The following is a 17,901-nucleotide window of genomic DNA, read 5'->3' as shown; positions in this document are numbered from 1 at the left end:
ATTTTTATACATTACATTTTGGATAAATGTTATAATAAAGTAGAAAGGGGATGAAAAATGTGGATTTAGGGTTTGAGTTATCTATATCTCAAGAACAAAAATTAATAATGACTCATCAAATGCAGCTATCAATAAAAATATTGCAACTTTCTTCTTATGAACTTACAAAACTTGTGGAGAAACAATTACAAGAAAATCCTCTTTTAGAAATAAATTATGAAGAAATAAAAAAAGAAGAGAGTTTGGAAGAGAATTTAGATGAAGTGTTAAAGTATAAAAATATTATAAAAAATCTTCAAGATGATAATTATATAAACAATCAACATAGTGAAGAAGAAGTGAGTCCTTTTAATTTTATATCTAGTAAAAAATCTTTAAAAGAATATTTATTAGAGCAAATAATGTATTTAGATGAAAAGGAATACATTAAGTGTATATGTAATTACATAATTGAGGGTATAGATGAAAGAGGATATTTGGCTGAAGACATAGAATCTATTTCAAAAGAATTGAAAGTATCTATTAATTTAGTAATTAAAGCATTAAATATAGTTCAAGATTTAGAGCCAGATGGTATTGGAGCTAGAGATTTAATTGAATGTTTAAGGATACAATGTAATAAGCGGGAAATAAAGGATGAAAAAATATATAATATAATAGATAATCATTTAGAAGACATTGCAGAAAATAAGTATTCTAACATAGGAAAGAAACTTGATATATCACCTAAAAAAGCACAGATGTATGGAGATTTTATAAAATCCTTACAGCCTAAGCCATCTAGTGGATTTTATACAGGAGAAGAAGTAAGATACATAGTACCAGATGCATATATTAAAAAAATAGGACGAGAATACGTTATATTAATGAATGAAAGTATAACACCTAAACTTACCATAAACAATTTGTACAAGAACATAATAAATAATAATGAAGATGAGGCCGCAGTGGAATATGTAAAGGAAAAGTTAAATAGTGCATCTTATCTAATAAAAAGTATAGAACAAAGGAAAAGTACTATATATAGGGTTTTAGAAAAAATAATTGAAATACAAAGAGAATATTTTGATAAAGATAAAAAGCACTTAAAACCAATGACATTAAAAGAAATAGCAGAAGAATTAAAGGTGCATGAATCAACGGTTAGTAGAGCTATAAGAGAAAAATATATACATACAGATAAAGGAATTATAAAAATAAGAAATTTATTTACCACAGCTATTGAAAGTAAAGGTAACGAGGATAGCTTATCCAATATTGCAGTTAAAAACATGATAGAAAAGTTTATAGAAGAAGAGGATAAGAAAAAGCCTCTATCAGACCAAAATATAGCAGACAGATTAAAGAAAAAAGATGTGAATATTTCCAGAAGAACTGTGGCAAAATACAGAGAAGAAATGGGAATAAAATCTTCTATGGGTAGAAAGAGATATTAAAGTTTGAAGCGAGATTTTTCATAATTAAATTAATTTTTCATAAAAAATTTGATTTAACTATTGGAATTTATTGTGCTTTGTTCTATAATAGAAGTGGGATTAAAAAGAAAGTAGCGGGACAATAAACGGCCAAAGGGGTGCTTGAATTTGGAAGACTTATTAAAACTACAACAGAAAATTATTCCAGAGGGCATAGAGCTTTTGGAAAGAAGATATATAATACTTAGAAATATATACTATAGCCAACCTGTTGGTAGAAGACTACTTTCTAGAAATTTAAACCTAAGTGAAAGAATTATAAGAACAGAGGTTAATTTTTTAAAAGAACAAGGTTTTATTGAAATAAATACACCTGGAATGGTAATTACTAAATTAGGAGAAGAATTAATAAGCAAATTAAAAGAATTTGTATATATGATAAAAGGTCTTTCTACACTAGAATTTAGAATAAAAGAAAGACTAGGTTTAAAAAAAGTTATTATAGTTCCAGGAAATATAGAAGAAGATAGTTCTGTTTTAAAGGAGTTGGGAAAAGCTGCATCCAATTGTTTTAAAGATCTATTAAAAAATGGAGACGTAGTTGCCCTAACTGGAGGAAGTACTATAAAAAGCTTTGTAGATAATATAGCAAGATGTAATAATTATGAAGATATAACCATAGTGCCTGCAAGAGGTGGTATGGGGAAAAAACTTGAAACTCAATCAAATACTTTAGTATCTAATTTGGCAATTAAATGTAATTGGAATTATAGACTTCTTCATGTTCCAGATAATTTAGGTATAGAAGCAGCTAAAATTATAATGAAAGAAAAAGATGTAATAGAAGTTATGAACATAATAGAGGATGCAGATATTTTAATATACGGCGTAGGAAGAGCCGATGAAATGGCAAAAAGAAGAGGAATGTCAGAACAAAATATCGCAAAATTATTAGAAAAAGGGGCTTTAGGTGAAGCTTTTGGTCATTATTTTAATAAAAATGGAGAAATAGTTTACTCTACATCTACCATGGGAATAAAAAATGAAAAGGTAGAAAACATAAAAAATATAATAGCTATAGGTGGTGGTGCTTCTAAAGCAGAAGCTATAATAGCCACTCAATTAAATAAGCCAAATGGTATATTGATTACCGATGAAGGTGCAAGTAAGAGTATATTAAATATTCTTTGATTTAAGTAGCATACAAAAGCAAAACGCTTTTAAGTATTAATATATCTATAATTCATCAAATTTAAAACTTTTAAAAATTTAAGGAGGTCTTTTAAATGGTAAAGGTAGCAATTAACGGTTTTGGAAGAATAGGAAGAAATGTATTTAAGGTTTTAATTGAAAAATACAGTAGTGAATTGGAAATTGTTGGGATTAATGATTTAACTGATGCAAAAACTTTAGCTCATCTTTTAAAATATGATTCATTATATGGTAAATTCAATGGAACAGTAGAAGCTAAAGAAAATGCTATAGCTATAAATGGCAAAGAAATAAAAATATTTGCAGAAAGAGATCCTAAAAATCTTCCATGGAAAGAAGAAGGAGTAGACATAGTTTTAGAATGCACAGGTTTATTTACAGACGCTACAAAAGCTAAAGCACATATAGAAGCAGGAGCTAAAAAAGTAATTATTTCAGCACCAGCTAAAAATGAAGATGTTACTATAGTTTTAGGTGTTAATGAAGAAAAATATAATTCAGAAGAACACAATATAATTTCAAATGCTTCTTGTACTACAAATTGTCTAGCACCTTTTGCTAAAGTACTAGATCAAGAATTTGGAATAGTAGAAGGACTAATGACTACAATTCATTCCTATACTAATGACCAAAAAATATTAGATGCTCCACATAAAGATTTAAGAAGAGCAAGAGCAGCAGCTGAATCAATGATTCCAACAACAACAGGAGCTGCTAAAGCAGTTGCATTAGTTCTTCCACAATTAAAAGGAAAATTAAACGGAATGGCTGTAAGAGTTCCAACACCAACAGTATCAATGACTGATCTTGTTTGTACAATTTCAAAAGAGGCTACAGCAGAAGAAATAAATGCAGCTTTCAAAAAAGCTTCAGAAACAGACATGAAAGGAATTCTTGGATATAGTGAAGAGCCATTAGTATCTGTAGACTATAGAGGAGATGCAAGATCTTCAATAGTTGATGGATTATCCACAATGGTAATGGGAAATAGATTAGTTAAAGTTGTTTCATGGTATGATAACGAATGGGGTTATTCAACAAGATTAGCTGATTTAGCTAAATATGTTGCTGATAGACTATAATCGAGTAAATAAGTCATACTTATAGTTAAAAACTAAGGGGGTTTTTGCTTTGTAGTAAAGCTATAAGACAAAACCCTCTTTTGCCTATATAAAGAAAGGGTGGTTTATGTGGCATTTAATAAAAAAACCATTGAAGACATTGATGTTAAAGGAAGAAAAGTTTTAGTAAGATGTGATTTTAATGTACCTTTAAAAGATGGAAAAATAACAGATGAAAATAGATTAATGGGAGCACTACCAACTATTAAATATATTATGGAAAAGGGCGGTAAAGTTATTTTATGTTCTCACCTTGGTAAACCAAAAGGAGAGCCTAAACAGGAATTATCTCTAGCACCAGTAGCTAAAAGATTATCTGAGCTTTTAAATAAGGAAGTTTTATTTCCAGCAGATAATGAAGTAGTTGGAGAAAATGCTAAAAAAGCAGTAGAAAATATGAAAGATGGAGATGTAATCCTATTACAAAATACAAGATATAGAAAAGAAGAAACTAAGAATGAAGAAACCTTTTCAAAAGAATTAGCATCTCTTGCAGATATATTTGTAAATGATGCTTTTGGAACAGCACATAGAGCACATTGCTCTACAGTTGGAGTAACAGAATTTGTTGCAACATCAGTATGTGGATACTTAATCCAAAAAGAATTAAAGTTTTTAGGTAATGCTGTTGAAAATCCACAAAGACCTTTTATATCAATTCTTGGAGGAGCTAAAGTATCTGATAAAATAAATGTAATAAATAATTTATTAGAAAAAGTTGATACTCTAATTATAGGTGGAGGAATGAGCTATACTTTCCAAAAGGCTCAAGGGTACACAATAGGAAGCTCTCTTTTAGAAGAAGACAAAATAGATTATGCAAAAGAAATGATAGAAAAGGCAAAAGAAAAGGGAGTAAAATTACTTCTACCTGTAGATAATGTAGCAGCTGAAAAATTTGCAGAAGATGCAGAAGCTATTATAACAGAAGATCAAAATATTAAAGAAGGATATATGGGACTTGATATAGGACCTAAAACTTCAAAACTTTATTCACAAGAGGTTCAAAGCGCTAAGACTGTAGTTTGGAATGGACCTATGGGTGTATTTGAATTTGAAAAATTTGCAAAAGGTACTATAGAAGTAGCGAAGGCCATGGCTGAATCACAAGCTACAACCATAATAGGTGGAGGAGATAGTGCTGCGGCTGTAAATCAACTTGGATTTGGGGATAAAATGACCCATATATCTACAGGTGGAGGAGCTTCATTAGAATTTTTAGAAGGAAAAGAGCTTCCAGGAATAGCAGCACTTAACGATAAATAGGTTTTTGAAAGATTGAAAGGGGTGTATGGATTGCGTAAAGCAATAATAGCAGGAAACTGGAAAATGCATAATACTATAGATGAATCAGTGAAATTAGTTGAGGAATTAATTCCGAAAGTTAAAGAAGCAGAATGTGAAGTAGTAGTTTGTCCACCTTTTATATGCCTTCCAAAGATTAGAGAAATTACAGAAGGAACAAATATAAAAGTTGGAGCTCAGAATATGTATTTCGAAGAGAAAGGAGCTTTTACAGGAGAGGTATCTCCCCTAATGCTTGAAAAGTTAAATATAGATTATGTAATAATAGGTCATAGTGAAAGAAGACAATATTTTAAAGAAACTGACCAAACAGTTAACAAAAAGCTTAAAGCAGCCTTTGAACACAATTTAATTCCAATACTTTGTGTAGGAGAAACTTTAGATGAAAAAGAAAATGGTGTAACCGAAGAAGTTGTATCAAAACAAGTAAAACTTGGTCTTTTTGAATTAAAAGAAGAACAAGTAGAGAAGCTAGTAATAGCTTATGAACCAATATGGGCTATAGGTACAGGAAAAACAGCAACCTCAGAGGAGGCAAATGAAGTTATAGCACTTATAAGAAGTACCGTAAAAAGCCTATATGGAGACAAAGTGGCAGAAAGCCTAAGAATACAATATGGTGGTTCAGTAAAACCTTCAACTATAAAAGAACAAATGTCTATGTCAGATATAGACGGAGCTTTAGTAGGAGGAGCAAGTCTTAAAGCAAATGACTTCTCAGCTATAGTAAACTACAAATAGGGGGAAGACTATGAATAAAAAACCAGTAATGCTTATGATTTTAGACGGTTTTGGCATAACAAATCATGAAGATGGAAATGCAGTAAAGATGGCAAATAAGCCAAATTTTGATAAGTTATTAAGAGAGTATCCTCATACCCAATTAAAAGCTAGTGGATTAAATGTTGGACTCCCTGAAGGACAAATGGGCAATTCAGAAGTGGGTCATTTAAACATTGGGTCAGGAAGAGTAATATATCAAGAATTAACTAGAATAACAAAAGACATAAATGATGGAGTGTTTTTTGAAAATACTGAGATAAATTATGCCATAGACGAAGCTATAAAAAATAATTCTTCTCTTCATTTACTAGGATTGTTATCTGATGGAGGAGTTCATTCTCATATAGATCATTTAAAAGCTATTCTAAAATTAGCTAAAGATAAAGGATTAAACAGAGTATATGTTCATGCTTTTCTAGATGGAAGAGATGTTCCACCATCTAGTGCTAAGGAATATATAATAAACATTGAGAACTATATGAAAGAACTTAGTGTAGGTCAGATTGCAACATTAGCAGGTAGATACTATGCTATGGATAGAGATAAGAGATGGGAAAGAGTAGAGCTTGCATATAATGCTTTGGTATATGGTACTGGTGAATTGTCAAATTCTGCTGTTGAAGCTATAGAAAAGTCTTATAAAGATAATACAACAGATGAATTTGTGTTGCCAACAGTGATATTAAAAGATGGGAAGCCAACAGGTACCATTAAAGATGAAGATTCTATAATATTTTTTAACTTTAGACCAGATAGGGCAAGACAAATAACTAGAGCTTTAAATGATAAGGATTTTGATGGGTTTGAGAGAAAAAGATTAAAGCTCAATTTTATAACTATGACTCAATATGATAAGACCATTGAGAATGTAAGAATAGCATATAAACCACAAAGTTATAAGAATACTTTAGGTGAGTATGTAAGTAGTTTAGGATTAAATCAGTTAAGAATTGCAGAAACAGAGAAATATGCCCATGTAACTTTCTTTTTTAACGGAGGAGTAGAAACACCTAATAAAGGTGAGGATAGAGCTTTAATACCTTCCCCTAAAGTAGCCACATATGACTTGAAGCCAGAAATGAGTGCTTTTGAAGTTAAAGATGAAGTTATAAATAGAATAGAATCTAATAAATACGATATGATAATATTAAACTTTGCTAATCCAGATATGGTAGGACACACAGGTGTATTTGATGCAGCTAAAACTGCCATAGAAGTAGTAGATAAATGTGTAGGAGAAATATCAGATAAGATTTTAGAAAAAGAAGGTACTGTATTTATAACTGCAGATCATGGAAATTCTGAACAAATGATAGATTACTCCACAGGAAAACCTATGACAGCCCATACTACAAATGAAGTTCCCTTTGTATATGTAAGTAAAGATGCAAAGGATAAAAGATTAAAATCAGAGGGTATATTGGCAGACATAGCACCAACTATGCTTACAGAAATGGGTGTCAAAATACCAGAAGAAATGACTGGAAGAAACTTAATAGAAGGAAAGTAAAGGGAGGATATATAAATTATGAAAAATTATATTGAAATTATCGATGTATCAGCAAGACAAGTACTTGATTCAAGATCAAATCCAACAGTTGAGGTAGATGTAATCCTAGAAGATGGAACTACAGGAAGAGCAGCTGTACCATCAGGAGCATCAACAGGGATTTTTGAAGCTGTTGAATTAAGAGATGGTGATAAATCAGTATATAATGGAAAAGGTGTTTTAAAGGCAATAGAAAATGTAAACACTATAATTGCAGAAGAATTAGTTGGTATGAATGTTTTAGATCAAATTGCAATAGACAAAACAATGATAGAATTAGATGGAACAGATAATAAAGGTAAATTAGGAGCTAATGCTATGCTTGGAGTATCTCTAGCATGTGCAAAAGCTGCAGCAGAATATTTAGGATTAAGCCTATATCAATATATTGGAGGAGTAAATGCAAAGGTATTACCAGTTCCAATGATGAACATAATAAATGGAGGAGAGCATGCAGACAACAATGTAGATCTTCAAGAATTTATGATAATGCCTGCAGGAGCATCAAGTTTTAGTGAAGCTTTAAGAATGTGTTCAGAAGTATATCATAGCTTAAAATCTTTATTAAAAGCTAAAGGATATGATACAGGTGTAGGCGATGAAGGTGGATTTGCTCCAAATCTAAATTCTAATGAAGAAGCTATTCAAGTTATAGTAGAAGCTATAGAAAAAGCTGGATATAAACCAGGAGTAGAAATATTTATTGCATTAGACCCAGCGTCTTCAGAAATATTTGAAGATGGAAAATACAATTTAAAGGGAGAGGGAAAAGTTCTTACTCCACAAGAAATGGTAGATTATTATGCTAATTTAGTAGCTAAATATCCAATCATATCCATAGAAGATGGTATGGCAGAAGAAGATTGGGAAGGTTGGAGACTTATAACTGAAAGATTAGGAACAAAAATTCAGTTAGTAGGAGATGATCTATTTGTAACTAATACTGATAGGTTAACTATGGGAATTGAAAGAGGAGTAGCAAATTCAATTCTTATTAAGCTAAACCAAATAGGAACTTTAACTGAAACTTTAAATGCTATAGAAATGGCTGAAAGAGCAGGATATACTGCGGTAGTTTCACATAGATCAGGAGAAACTGAAGATACAACTATAGCAGACTTAGTTGTAGCTGTAAATGCAGGTCAAATAAAGACTGGTGCACCAGCAAGAAGTGAAAGGGTTGCTAAATACAATCAATTATTAAGAATTGAAGATGAGTTAGGAGAAATGGGAGAATACAGAGGATTAAAAGCTTTCTATAATATTAAAAAGTAAAAAAATATTAAATTGAATAAAATTCGGGGAAATGTTAATAATTAAGATAATATTTCTCCGAATTTTGTGTTAAATTCAAATATAAATTATTCAGTTCCATTGTTATAAGTTAAATATTATGATAAAATATAATGTGTTAAAATTGTAAAAAGTTAAAATCATTTACAAATACATATGGAGGGAATATTATGAAGAATATTTTAATTGCGCTACAGGTTATACTAGGCATAGTTTTGATTATTTCTGTATTGGCTCAACCTGCTAAAACACAAGGATTTAGTTTAATGACAGGAGCTACAGAAACTTTTTTCTCAAAAAACAAAACAAGAACTTTTGAATCAACTATGTCAAAGCTTACTATATTCTGTGCTATAGCTTTTGCAATAGTAATAGTAGCTCTAAACCTAGTTTAAATCTTGGGAAAATTTTATATGTTTTTACAAATGTATGAAATTAAAATAAAATAATTAAATTAAAGAAAGGTTAGGGGGATAAGATCATGGAGAGTTTTATTGTTTATTCAGTCTTAGCTGGAGTAATAGCATTAATATTTGCTTTCATGCTAAGTAGTTTCATTTCCAAAGAAAGTGCAGGAAATGAAAGAATGCAAGAAATTGCTGGGCACATTCATGATGGAGCCATGGCTTTCTTGAAAACAGAATACAAATACTTAACGGGATTTATAGTAATTGTTACAGTAATTTTAGCTATCTTTGTAGGATGGCAAACAGCGGCATGCTTTATTTTAGGAGCTATATTCTCTATATTTGCAGGATATTTTGGAATGAATGTAGCTACAAAAGCCAATGTTAGAACAGCAGAGGCAGCAAGACATAGCCAAGGAAAGGCATTAAATATAGCTTTTTCAGGTGGAGCAGTAATGGGAATGTCTGTTGTAGGACTAGGGGTTGTAGGTATAGGAATTATGTATTACATATTTGGTGGTAATATGGAATTTGTAACAGGCTTTGGTCTTGGAGCAAGCTCTATTGCACTATTTGCTCGTGTTGGTGGTGGGATATACACCAAGGCGGCAGATGTTGGAGCAGATCTTGTTGGTAAAGTAGAAGCAGGTATACCAGAAGATGACCCAAGGAACCCAGCGGTAATAGCTGACAACGTAGGGGATAACGTTGGAGATGTTGCAGGTATGGGAGCCGACCTTTTTGAATCTTATGTAGGATCAATTATATCTGCATTAACACTTGGAACAGTTGTATACGCAAATAAAGAAGGAGTTATGTTTCCTTTAATTTTAAGCTCTATAGGAATAGTAGCGTCTATAATAGGAATATTATTTTCAAGAAAAAGTAAAGCAAAGGATCCTCAAAAAGCACTTAACACAGGAACTTATATAGGTGGAATTATAGTTATAGTATCAGCAGCAATATTAAGTAATACTATATTTGGAAACCTTAAAGCTTTCTTTGCAGTAGCTTCTGGATTAGTTGTTGGAATGATTATAGGTAAAATTACAGAAATGTATACATCAGATGCTTATTCATCAGTACAAAAGATTGCTAATCAATCAGAAACAGGACCAGCTACTACAATTATTTCGGGTCTTGCAGTAGGAATGTACTCTACATTATGGCCAATAGTTTTAATTTCCATAGGTGTATTAGTTTCCTTCTTTGTAATGGGCGGAGGATCTAACGCTATGGTGGGACTGTATGGAATATCTTTAGCAGCAGTGGGAATGCTTTCAACTACAGGATTAACTGTTGCAGTTGACGCATATGGACCAATTGCAGATAATGCTGGTGGAATAGCTGAAATGTCAGAACTACCTCATGAAGTAAGAGAAATCACCGACAAACTTGACTCAGTTGGTAATACTACTGCGGCTATAGGAAAAGGTTTTGCTATAGGTTCTGCAGCACTTACTGCATTATCTTTATTCGCATCCTATGCACAAGCTACTGAATTGGAAAGTATAGACATACTTAATACAGTAACTTTAGTAGGTCTATTTATAGGAGCAATGCTTCCATTCTTATTTGGTGCTTTAACAATGGAATCAGTTGGTAAGGCTGCAAATGAAATGATAGAAGAGGTTAGAAGACAATTTAAAACTATACCAGGAATAATGGAAGGAAAAGCTACACCAGACTATAAGAAATGTGTAGATATTTCTACAGCGGCAGCAATAAGAGAAATGATTCTTCCAGGTGTATTAGCAATAGTAGTACCAGTAGCAATGGGGCTCTTATTAGGTAAAGAAGCCCTTGGTGGACTACTAGCAGGGGCACTTGTGAGTGGAGTTCTTGTAGGTATACTTATGTCTAATGCTGGTGGAGCATGGGATAATGCTAAAAAATATATTGAAGGTGGAGCTCATGGTGGAAAAGGAAGTGAAGCTCATAAAGCAGCTGTAGTTGGAGACACTGTTGGTGACCCATTTAAAGATACTTCAGGACCTTCAATGAATATATTAATAAAACTTATGACAATAGTTTCATTAGTATTTGCACCAGTCGTTTTACAATATGGTGGAATATTATTAAACTTAATTAAATAGTTATTTATTTAAAAACCCTAGGATAAAATAAATATCCCTAGGGTTTTTTACATTCTTGACTAACAAACAATATTAATATAGTATTTTATTTAAATATTGGAAAAGAAGTAGATAGAAATGAATATTTTTATTAGATAAACTAAAAATAACTATATAAAGAATTAGAAAATATAAGTGGGGAGGAAAAAATTATGAAGATACAAGAAACTCTTATTGAGTTTATGAAAGAACAAGCTTACAAACCCATGAATTTAAAAGAATTAGCTAAAGTTTTTAATATAAAAGGTGATGAAATAGAAGACTTTAAAAAAGTTTTAGATTATATGGAAAAGGACGGCTTAGTAGTAAAAACTAGAACAGAATATTATGGTGTTCCTGAAAGAATGGGATTAATAGTAGGTAAAATTCAAGGTCATCAAAGAGGGTATGCATTTTTAATACCAGAAGATGATATACAAGATGTATTTATTCCTGCATCAGGTTTAAATGGTGCAATGAATGGAGATAAGGTTGTAGTAAAAACTTTTAAAGAGGTGAGGGAAGGTAAAAAATCCGAAGGAGAAGTAATAAGGATATTAAACAGAGCAAATAAAACCATAATAGGTACCTTTGAAGATAGCAAAAATTTTGGTTTTGTAGTGCCAGATGAGAAGAGAATATATCAAGATATATACATACCAAAAGGAAATGTAGCAGGTGCTCATTCAGGCGATATTGTAATTGCTGAAATAACTAAATGGCCCGAAAAAAGAAGAAGTCCTGAAGGAAAGATAGTGGAGATACTTGGTAAAAAGGGAGAAAAGGGCATAGACATTTTAACTATAATTAAAAAATATAATTTACCAGAAGAATTTCCTCAAAAAGTCCAAAGTTATTTAGATGGAGTTCCTAATGAAATAAATGAAGAAGAATATAAAAATAGGCTAGATTTAAGAGATATAAAGATTATAACTATCGACGGAGAAGATGCAAAAGATTTAGATGATGCCATTTCTATTGAAAAATTACCTAATGGAAACTTCTATCTTGGAGTACATATTGCAGATGTATCTCATTATGTTAAAGAAAAGAATCCATTAGATAAAGAAGCTTTAAAAAGAGGAACTTCTGTATATCTAGTAGATAGGGTTATACCTATGCTTCCAAAGGAATTATCTAATGGTATATGTAGCTTAAATCCTAAAGTTGATAGATTGACTTTAAGTTGTTTTATGGAGATCGATAAAACTGGTAAAGTAATAGCTCATAAAGTGGCAGAAAGTGTAATAAATTCTTCTGAAAGAATGACTTATACTGATGTGAATAAAATACTTAAAGATAATGACCAAGAGCTCATTAAAAAGTATGATTATTTAATGGAAAATTTTAAATCAATGGAAGAACTTTGTAAAGTACTCTATAAGAAGAGAATAAATAGAGGCGCTATAGATTTTGACTTTGAGGAATGTAAAATAATATTAGATGAAGATGGAAAACCAGTAGATATTAAACCTTACGAAAGAGAAATAGCAAATAGGATGATAGAGGAATTCATGTTAGTTTGTAATGAAACAATAGCGGAGTATATGTTCTGGTCCAATATTCCTTTTGTTTATAGAATACACGAAGAACCAGATCTAGAAAAACTTCAGCATTTTAATGAATTTGTTTATAATTTAGGATATACAATAAAATACTCTAAAGAAGTTCATCCTAAGTCCTTACAACAAGTGGTAGAAAAGGTAAGGGGTAAAAAGGAAGAAGTAGTAATAAATACATTATTATTACGTTCTTTAAAGCAGGCAAAATATTCTCCAGAATGTATAGGACACTTTGGATTAGCAGCAAGATATTATTGTCACTTTACATCACCTATAAGAAGGTATCCAGATCTTATAATACACAGAATTATAAAAGAATATATCAAAAATGGTATATCAGAAAAGAGAGTTAAAAAATTAGAAGGGGAAGTAAGCTCTGCTTCCATACAATCATCAGAAATGGAAAGACTTGCAGAAGAGGCAGAAAGAGAAGTAGATGATTTAAAGAAAGCTGAATATATGAGTGAAAGAATAGGAGAGGTTTATAATGGAATAATATCTTCAGTAACTGCATTTGGATTATTTGTGGAATTGCCTAATACTGTAGAAGGTCTTATACACATAAGCACTCTTTTAGATGATTATTATGTTTACGATGAAAGAGGGTTAAGATTAGTAGGAGAAAAAACTAAAAAAATGTATAGATTAGGTGATGAAGTTAAGATAAAAGTTGAAAAAGTAGATTTAGACAGTTATGAAATTTACTTTGAATTATTAGAAAGTGAAGACAAAAAATAAAAAATATTATACAGTTTTTTATTTAGTGAATAAGTAATGGTGAATAGCAATGGAAGGAATTCTTTAGTAAAATTTCTTAAACCAATGAAAACCCATGTGTTAATAATTAACACATGGGTTTTCATTATTAATGGAAAAAAAAGTATTCTTATAAATATTGACTAAATAAAAACAATATTATATACTATTAATGATAATGATTATCAATACCATAAATAAAAATTAAACTTATTAAGGGGGATTGAGATATGAGTGCATTGGTAATTGGGGGAGACAAATTAGGAAAAATAAGAGATGAGTTGGAAAAAAGAGGATTTAATAAAATAGAACATATAAGCGGGAGAAAAAGTAGTGATAGGAAGGTTAGAATTTCTAATAAGGCAGAGAGGGCAGATATGGTATTAGTATTAACTGATTTTATTAATCATGGGGTAGTGACTAATCTAAAGAATAATGTAAATAATCCTAATGTAATATTTAGTAGAAGAGCCTGGGCTTTTGTAGAAGAAGCCTTAAATGGATTTATGAATAGCCAATTAAATAGTTAAAGCTATAAAGTTCTTTGACTAGGAATATAAAGTATTATATAATTATATAACACAGGGAAACATAATATTTGAAGTAGGTGTTGGTATGGTCAAAGGTAGAAGCAATAAAACTCTTGCAGAAAATAGAAAAGCAAGACATGATTACTTTGTAGAAGAAGCTTATGAAGCAGGAATAGAGTTAGTTGGTACAGAAGTAAAATCTATAAGGGAAGGCAAAGCCAATTTAAAGGATAGTTATGCAGAAATAAGAAATGGAGAAGTTTTTCTTAGGAATATGCATGTAAGTCCTTATGAACAGGGTAATATTTTCAATAAAGATCCATTAAGGGATAGAAAATTATTACTACATAAAATGCAAATTTTAAAGCTAACAGCCTATACTACTCAACAAGGATATACTTTAATACCATTATCATTATATCTTAAAAATGGTAGAGTTAAAGTAAATTTAGCTGTAGCTAAAGGTAAAAAGAACTATGATAAAAGACAAGATTTAATAGAAAAAGCAGCTAAACGCGATATTGAAAGAGAATTAAAAGATAGAAGTAGGTATTAATTTACTATTGCTAAATTGTTTAAGTTGTTATATCATATAATATAGACCTTAAAATTAAATATTATCGTCCTGTGCAATATAGCATGGGGGCGTAAATGGTTTCGACGGGGGCAAGTTGCTCCTGAGAAGCGAGTCGAGGGGTCCTGGGCCCGCGTTAAAAAACTGGGAAAAATTATAAACGCAGACGATAATTTCGTTTTAGCTGCCTAATTAGTGCAGCTCGTCCTACTTGGGAGTCCCACGACCTAAGATAGGGCGTCAATTAGTGGGGAACCGAGCTCTACAAAGCTTTGAGTAGAGAACGGAACTTATGAAGCTACTGAATCTAGAAACCTGTTTATCGGTGTCTAGAGGAGGGAATGTTAAAAGGTAAACTGCACTCGGAGATGCTCAGGGGTTACTGCTTTCGGACAGGGGTTCGATTCATAAGAGTCGCCTTATGAAGTGATTCATAAGTGAAAACTTGGCTTTATCGGTGAAACCGAAACGTGAAGACGTCGGCAATACCGAGTGGTATGTGGGGAAACCCAACAGCCGTGTATCGACTCATAGGTTTCTAACCTTAAGAAATAAAGCTTTCTTAAGTAAGAAATACTAGGATAGAAGTTTGAAACTATAATATAGCTTCTATAACACGCCAAGGCACTTAAAACCTATAATTTTTAAGTGCAATATATAGTCAGTGCCATTAGAAATAGTGGAATAGCATGTCCCCTCGCCTCCACCAATGAAACCCTCGATTAATTAGTTTAGTCGAGGGTTTTTACCTATGTATAAGTTTAGAATATATGAGTCAAAATAATATGTATTTAAAAATAATGTATAATATAATTAAATATATATTTATAATATATATCATTTTATGAAAAAAATTATGTAGAATACGTTATAAAATGCTAAATAAATTTCAATATAGTAAAAATAGAAAGTTTAAGTCTTGTACCAGTTATTCAATAACAAAATGAAGAAGAATATGTGAGTAAATTTACTAATATTTAGATAGCCTTTGATTTTTTCAAAGGTTATTTGTACGTAATATTAAATTTTAAAGGATAATTTAAAAAAACATGTGTTCTGTTCAGAGAATTTGATGTATACTTAAATATATAATACTTTGGAGGAATAATATGAAAAAGAATAAAATAATATTAGCAGCACCTGTATTGAAATGGGTAGGTGGAAAAAGACAGTTGATGGGTGAGATAAAGAAGGTATTGCCAAAAACATATACTGCATATTATGAGCCATTTATAGGTGGAGGAGCAGTATTATTTGAATTACAACCTAACAAAGCTGTTATTAATGATGTTAATGGTGAATTAATAAATTTATACAATATAATTAAATACGATGTAGAATCATTAATAGAAGATTTGAGAAAACATGAAAATACATCAGAATATTTTTATAGAATTAGAGAGATTGATAGAAGTAAAGAGGAGTATGAAAAATTAACTAATGTTGAAAAGGCATCGAGAATAATTTATTTAAATAAAACTTGTTTTAATGGATTATTTAGGGTTAATAAAGCAGGAGAATTTAATTCTCCATTTGGTAAATATAAAAATCCTAATATAGTTGATGAAGTAACGCTTAGAGCTGTAAATAAGTATTTTAATAAAGCAAATATAAAAATTTTGAATGGCGATTTTGAACAGAGTTTAAAGAGAATAAGAAAAGGTGCTTTTGTGTATTTAGATCCACCGTATGATCCAGTTTCTAGTAGTGCTAATTTTACGGGATATGATAAAGGTGGATTTAACAGGGCAGAACAAATAAGGTTAAAAAATTTATGTGATAAGTTAGACAAAAAAGGAGTAAAATTTTTATTATCAAATTCTGCAACAGATTTTATTAAAGAACTATATAAAGATTATAATATAAAAGTAGTCAAAGCTAAACGAACTATAAATTCAAATGGTAATTCTAGAGGGGCGGTAGATGAAGTATTGGTGAGAAATTATGAGTAAGAATAAAAATGATGTTGCATGGGAAACCCTATTCAATAAGTATAATATAATTTCTGAGATTGATAAGAATGGAAAATTTGAAATATCAGCAAAAGAAATTAACGAAGTAAGAGAAGCTAGGTTAATGACTAAGTTTGACCATAAGGTGAATTTGCCTAAAATATTTGCAGATAATAAATTATCAATACTACCTATTACAAGAGGCAAGTATGTAATATCTAAATTTGAAGCATATACTAAATTTGAAAATATAAATCCGGAAATTGTTAAAGTACAATTTCCGGAATATATCACCAGTATAGATTATGAAAATATAACTAGTGAAGCTATGGCTATTAATTGTGCCTATGTATCAGGAATAATACATGACTTTGTAGAGGATGAAGAGTTAGTTCCAACTGTGAGTGGAAGAATGAGTTCGGATGAATTTAATTTTGAAATTAAAAACACAGGTATAAATAATAAGATGCAAATTGAAATTAAAAACTCACAGATAGAGATTGATGGTGGCTATGAGGGAATTGAAACGCTAATTTTAATTGAAGCAAAAAATTCTATATCTGATGATTTTATTATAAGACAGTTATATTATCCATATAGACTATGGAGCAGCAAGGTAGAAAAAAAAGTAAAGCCAGTATTTATGGTATATTCAAATGGTATATATAGTTTTTATGAATATAGTTTTGAGGATGTTCAAAATTATAATTCTTTAAAATTAGTAAAACAAAGAAACTATATAATTGAAGAGGTAGATATTTCATTATCGGATATCATACACATATTTAATAATACAATAGTTTTAGATGAGCCTAAAATTTCTTTCCCTCAAGCAGATAATTTTAATAGAGTTATTAATTTATGTGAGCTATTATGTAGAAATGAGATGAGTAAGGAAGAAATAACAGTAAATTATGATTTTGATCCAAGGCAGACAAATTACTATACTGATGCAGGAAGATATTTAGGATTAATTGATAAAAAAAGAAAAAATGGAGTTATTAAGTTTTTTTTAACGTCAGAAGGAAAAAAATTATTTAAATTAAGATATAAAGATAGACAGTTAAAATATGTTGAATTAATATTTAAACATAAACCTTTCAGAGAATGTTTTGATGAATGCTTAAAAACAAGCGAAATACCTAATAGACAAGATATTGTTAAGATAATGGAAGATGCAGAAGTGTACAATGTACAAGCTAAAAGTACTTATAAAAGGAGAGCTTCAACAGTTACTAGATGGATTAATTGGATAATAGAATTAACTAAAAGAGTATAATAATGTAATTTTAAATATATATTATTATAATGAACCTCTTATCTATATT

The 17,901-nt window shown here is 30.5% G+C and carries 14 protein-coding genes and 1 other RNA gene; all 15 read left to right on the top strand.

Going from position 1 to position 17,901, the window contains the following annotated elements; all coding sequences use genetic code 11:
- The first annotated feature begins 59 nt into the window (after positions 1-59).
- On the top strand, positions 60-1,436 hold the full coding sequence (gene rpoN / locus B5D21_RS09990; RefSeq protein ID WP_035111016.1) for an RNA polymerase factor sigma-54: 1,377 nt from the start codon (positions 60-62) through the stop codon (positions 1,434-1,436).
- 147 nt (positions 1,437-1,583) lie between these two features.
- Complete coding sequence (locus tag B5D21_RS09985; RefSeq protein ID WP_035124497.1) at positions 1,584-2,606, top strand: sugar-binding transcriptional regulator; 1,023 nt, start codon at positions 1,584-1,586, stop codon at positions 2,604-2,606.
- 95 nt (positions 2,607-2,701) lie between these two features.
- Complete coding sequence (gap, locus tag B5D21_RS09980; RefSeq protein ID WP_011098686.1) at positions 2,702-3,709, top strand: type I glyceraldehyde-3-phosphate dehydrogenase; 1,008 nt, start codon at positions 2,702-2,704, stop codon at positions 3,707-3,709.
- A gap of 108 nt (positions 3,710-3,817) precedes the next feature.
- Complete coding sequence (locus B5D21_RS09975) at positions 3,818-5,014, top strand: phosphoglycerate kinase (protein WP_035124499.1); 1,197 nt, start codon at positions 3,818-3,820, stop codon at positions 5,012-5,014.
- 30 nt (positions 5,015-5,044) lie between these two features.
- A complete protein-coding gene (tpiA, locus tag B5D21_RS09970; protein WP_035111021.1) occupies positions 5,045-5,794 on the top strand; it encodes a triose-phosphate isomerase in 750 nt (249 codons plus the stop codon).
- A 10-nt stretch (positions 5,795-5,804) separates the two neighbouring features.
- Positions 5,805-7,346 carry a 2,3-bisphosphoglycerate-independent phosphoglycerate mutase gene (gpmI, locus tag B5D21_RS09965; RefSeq protein WP_011098689.1) on the top strand — a complete coding sequence of 514 codons (1,542 nt, stop codon included), beginning with the start codon at positions 5,805-5,807 and terminating at the stop codon, positions 7,344-7,346.
- A gap of 18 nt (positions 7,347-7,364) precedes the next feature.
- Positions 7,365-8,660 carry a phosphopyruvate hydratase gene (gene eno, locus B5D21_RS09960; protein WP_011098690.1) on the top strand — a complete coding sequence of 432 codons (1,296 nt, stop codon included), beginning with the start codon at positions 7,365-7,367 and terminating at the stop codon, positions 8,658-8,660.
- Between the two features lie 188 nt (positions 8,661-8,848).
- Positions 8,849-9,073: a preprotein translocase subunit SecG gene (secG, locus tag B5D21_RS09955; RefSeq protein ID WP_035111025.1), complete on the top strand. Its 225-nt coding sequence runs from the start codon at positions 8,849-8,851 to the stop codon at positions 9,071-9,073.
- Positions 9,074-9,159: 86 nt separating this feature from the next.
- Positions 9,160-11,181, top strand: a complete 2,022-nt coding sequence (locus B5D21_RS09950; RefSeq protein WP_011098691.1) for a sodium-translocating pyrophosphatase — start codon at positions 9,160-9,162, stop codon at positions 11,179-11,181.
- A gap of 191 nt (positions 11,182-11,372) precedes the next feature.
- Positions 11,373-13,499: a ribonuclease R gene (gene rnr / locus B5D21_RS09945; RefSeq protein ID WP_011098692.1), complete on the top strand. Its 2,127-nt coding sequence runs from the start codon at positions 11,373-11,375 to the stop codon at positions 13,497-13,499.
- Between the two features lie 248 nt (positions 13,500-13,747).
- The gene (locus B5D21_RS09940) at positions 13,748-14,047 is read left to right on the top strand and encodes a DUF2325 domain-containing protein (protein ID WP_035111029.1); all 300 of its coding nucleotides are present in this window, start codon (positions 13,748-13,750) and stop codon (positions 14,045-14,047) included.
- An 85-nt stretch (positions 14,048-14,132) separates the two neighbouring features.
- Complete coding sequence (gene smpB, locus B5D21_RS09935; RefSeq protein WP_011098693.1) at positions 14,133-14,603, top strand: SsrA-binding protein SmpB; 471 nt, start codon at positions 14,133-14,135, stop codon at positions 14,601-14,603.
- 94 nt (positions 14,604-14,697) lie between these two features.
- Positions 14,698-15,029: a transfer-messenger RNA gene (ssrA, locus tag B5D21_RS09930) on the top strand.
- 701 nt (positions 15,030-15,730) lie between these two features.
- Positions 15,731-16,573, top strand: coding sequence for a DNA adenine methylase (locus B5D21_RS09925; protein ID WP_011098694.1), 843 nt, complete (start codon positions 15,731-15,733; stop codon positions 16,571-16,573).
- Positions 16,566-17,852, top strand: a complete 1,287-nt coding sequence (locus tag B5D21_RS09920; protein WP_011098695.1) for a type II restriction enzyme — start codon at positions 16,566-16,568, stop codon at positions 17,850-17,852. Before B5D21_RS09925 ends, B5D21_RS09920 begins: the two co-directional genes overlap by 8 nt.
- Positions 17,853-17,901: the final 49 nt, after the last annotated feature.

It is taken from the genome of Clostridium tetani, assembly GCF_900167265.1.
Classification (GTDB): Bacteria; Bacillota; Clostridia; order Clostridiales; family Clostridiaceae; genus Clostridium_G; species Clostridium_G tetani.
This window is presented reverse-complemented; position numbering and strand designations above follow the sequence as displayed.

Excerpts from the sequence above, each read along its gene's own strand:
- rnr (WP_011098692.1), top strand. The coding sequence starts at position 11,373 with ATGAAGATACAAGAAACTCTTATTGAGTTTATGAAAGAACAAGCTTAC.
- B5D21_RS09950 (WP_011098691.1), top strand. The coding sequence starts at position 9,160 with ATGGAGAGTTTTATTGTTTATTCAGTCTTAGCTGGAGTAATAGCATTA.
- B5D21_RS09920 (WP_011098695.1), top strand. The coding sequence starts at position 16,566 with ATGAGTAAGAATAAAAATGATGTTGCATGGGAAACCCTATTCAATAAG.
- secG (WP_035111025.1), top strand. The coding sequence starts at position 8,849 with ATGAAGAATATTTTAATTGCGCTACAGGTTATACTAGGCATAGTTTTG.
- gpmI (WP_011098689.1), top strand. The coding sequence starts at position 5,805 with ATGAATAAAAAACCAGTAATGCTTATGATTTTAGACGGTTTTGGCATA.
- gap (WP_011098686.1), top strand. The coding sequence starts at position 2,702 with ATGGTAAAGGTAGCAATTAACGGTTTTGGAAGAATAGGAAGAAATGTA.
- smpB (WP_011098693.1), top strand. The coding sequence starts at position 14,133 with ATGGTCAAAGGTAGAAGCAATAAAACTCTTGCAGAAAATAGAAAAGCA.
- eno (WP_011098690.1), top strand. The coding sequence starts at position 7,365 with ATGAAAAATTATATTGAAATTATCGATGTATCAGCAAGACAAGTACTT.
- B5D21_RS09925 (WP_011098694.1), top strand. The coding sequence starts at position 15,731 with ATGAAAAAGAATAAAATAATATTAGCAGCACCTGTATTGAAATGGGTA.
- B5D21_RS09940 (WP_035111029.1), top strand. The coding sequence starts at position 13,748 with ATGAGTGCATTGGTAATTGGGGGAGACAAATTAGGAAAAATAAGAGAT.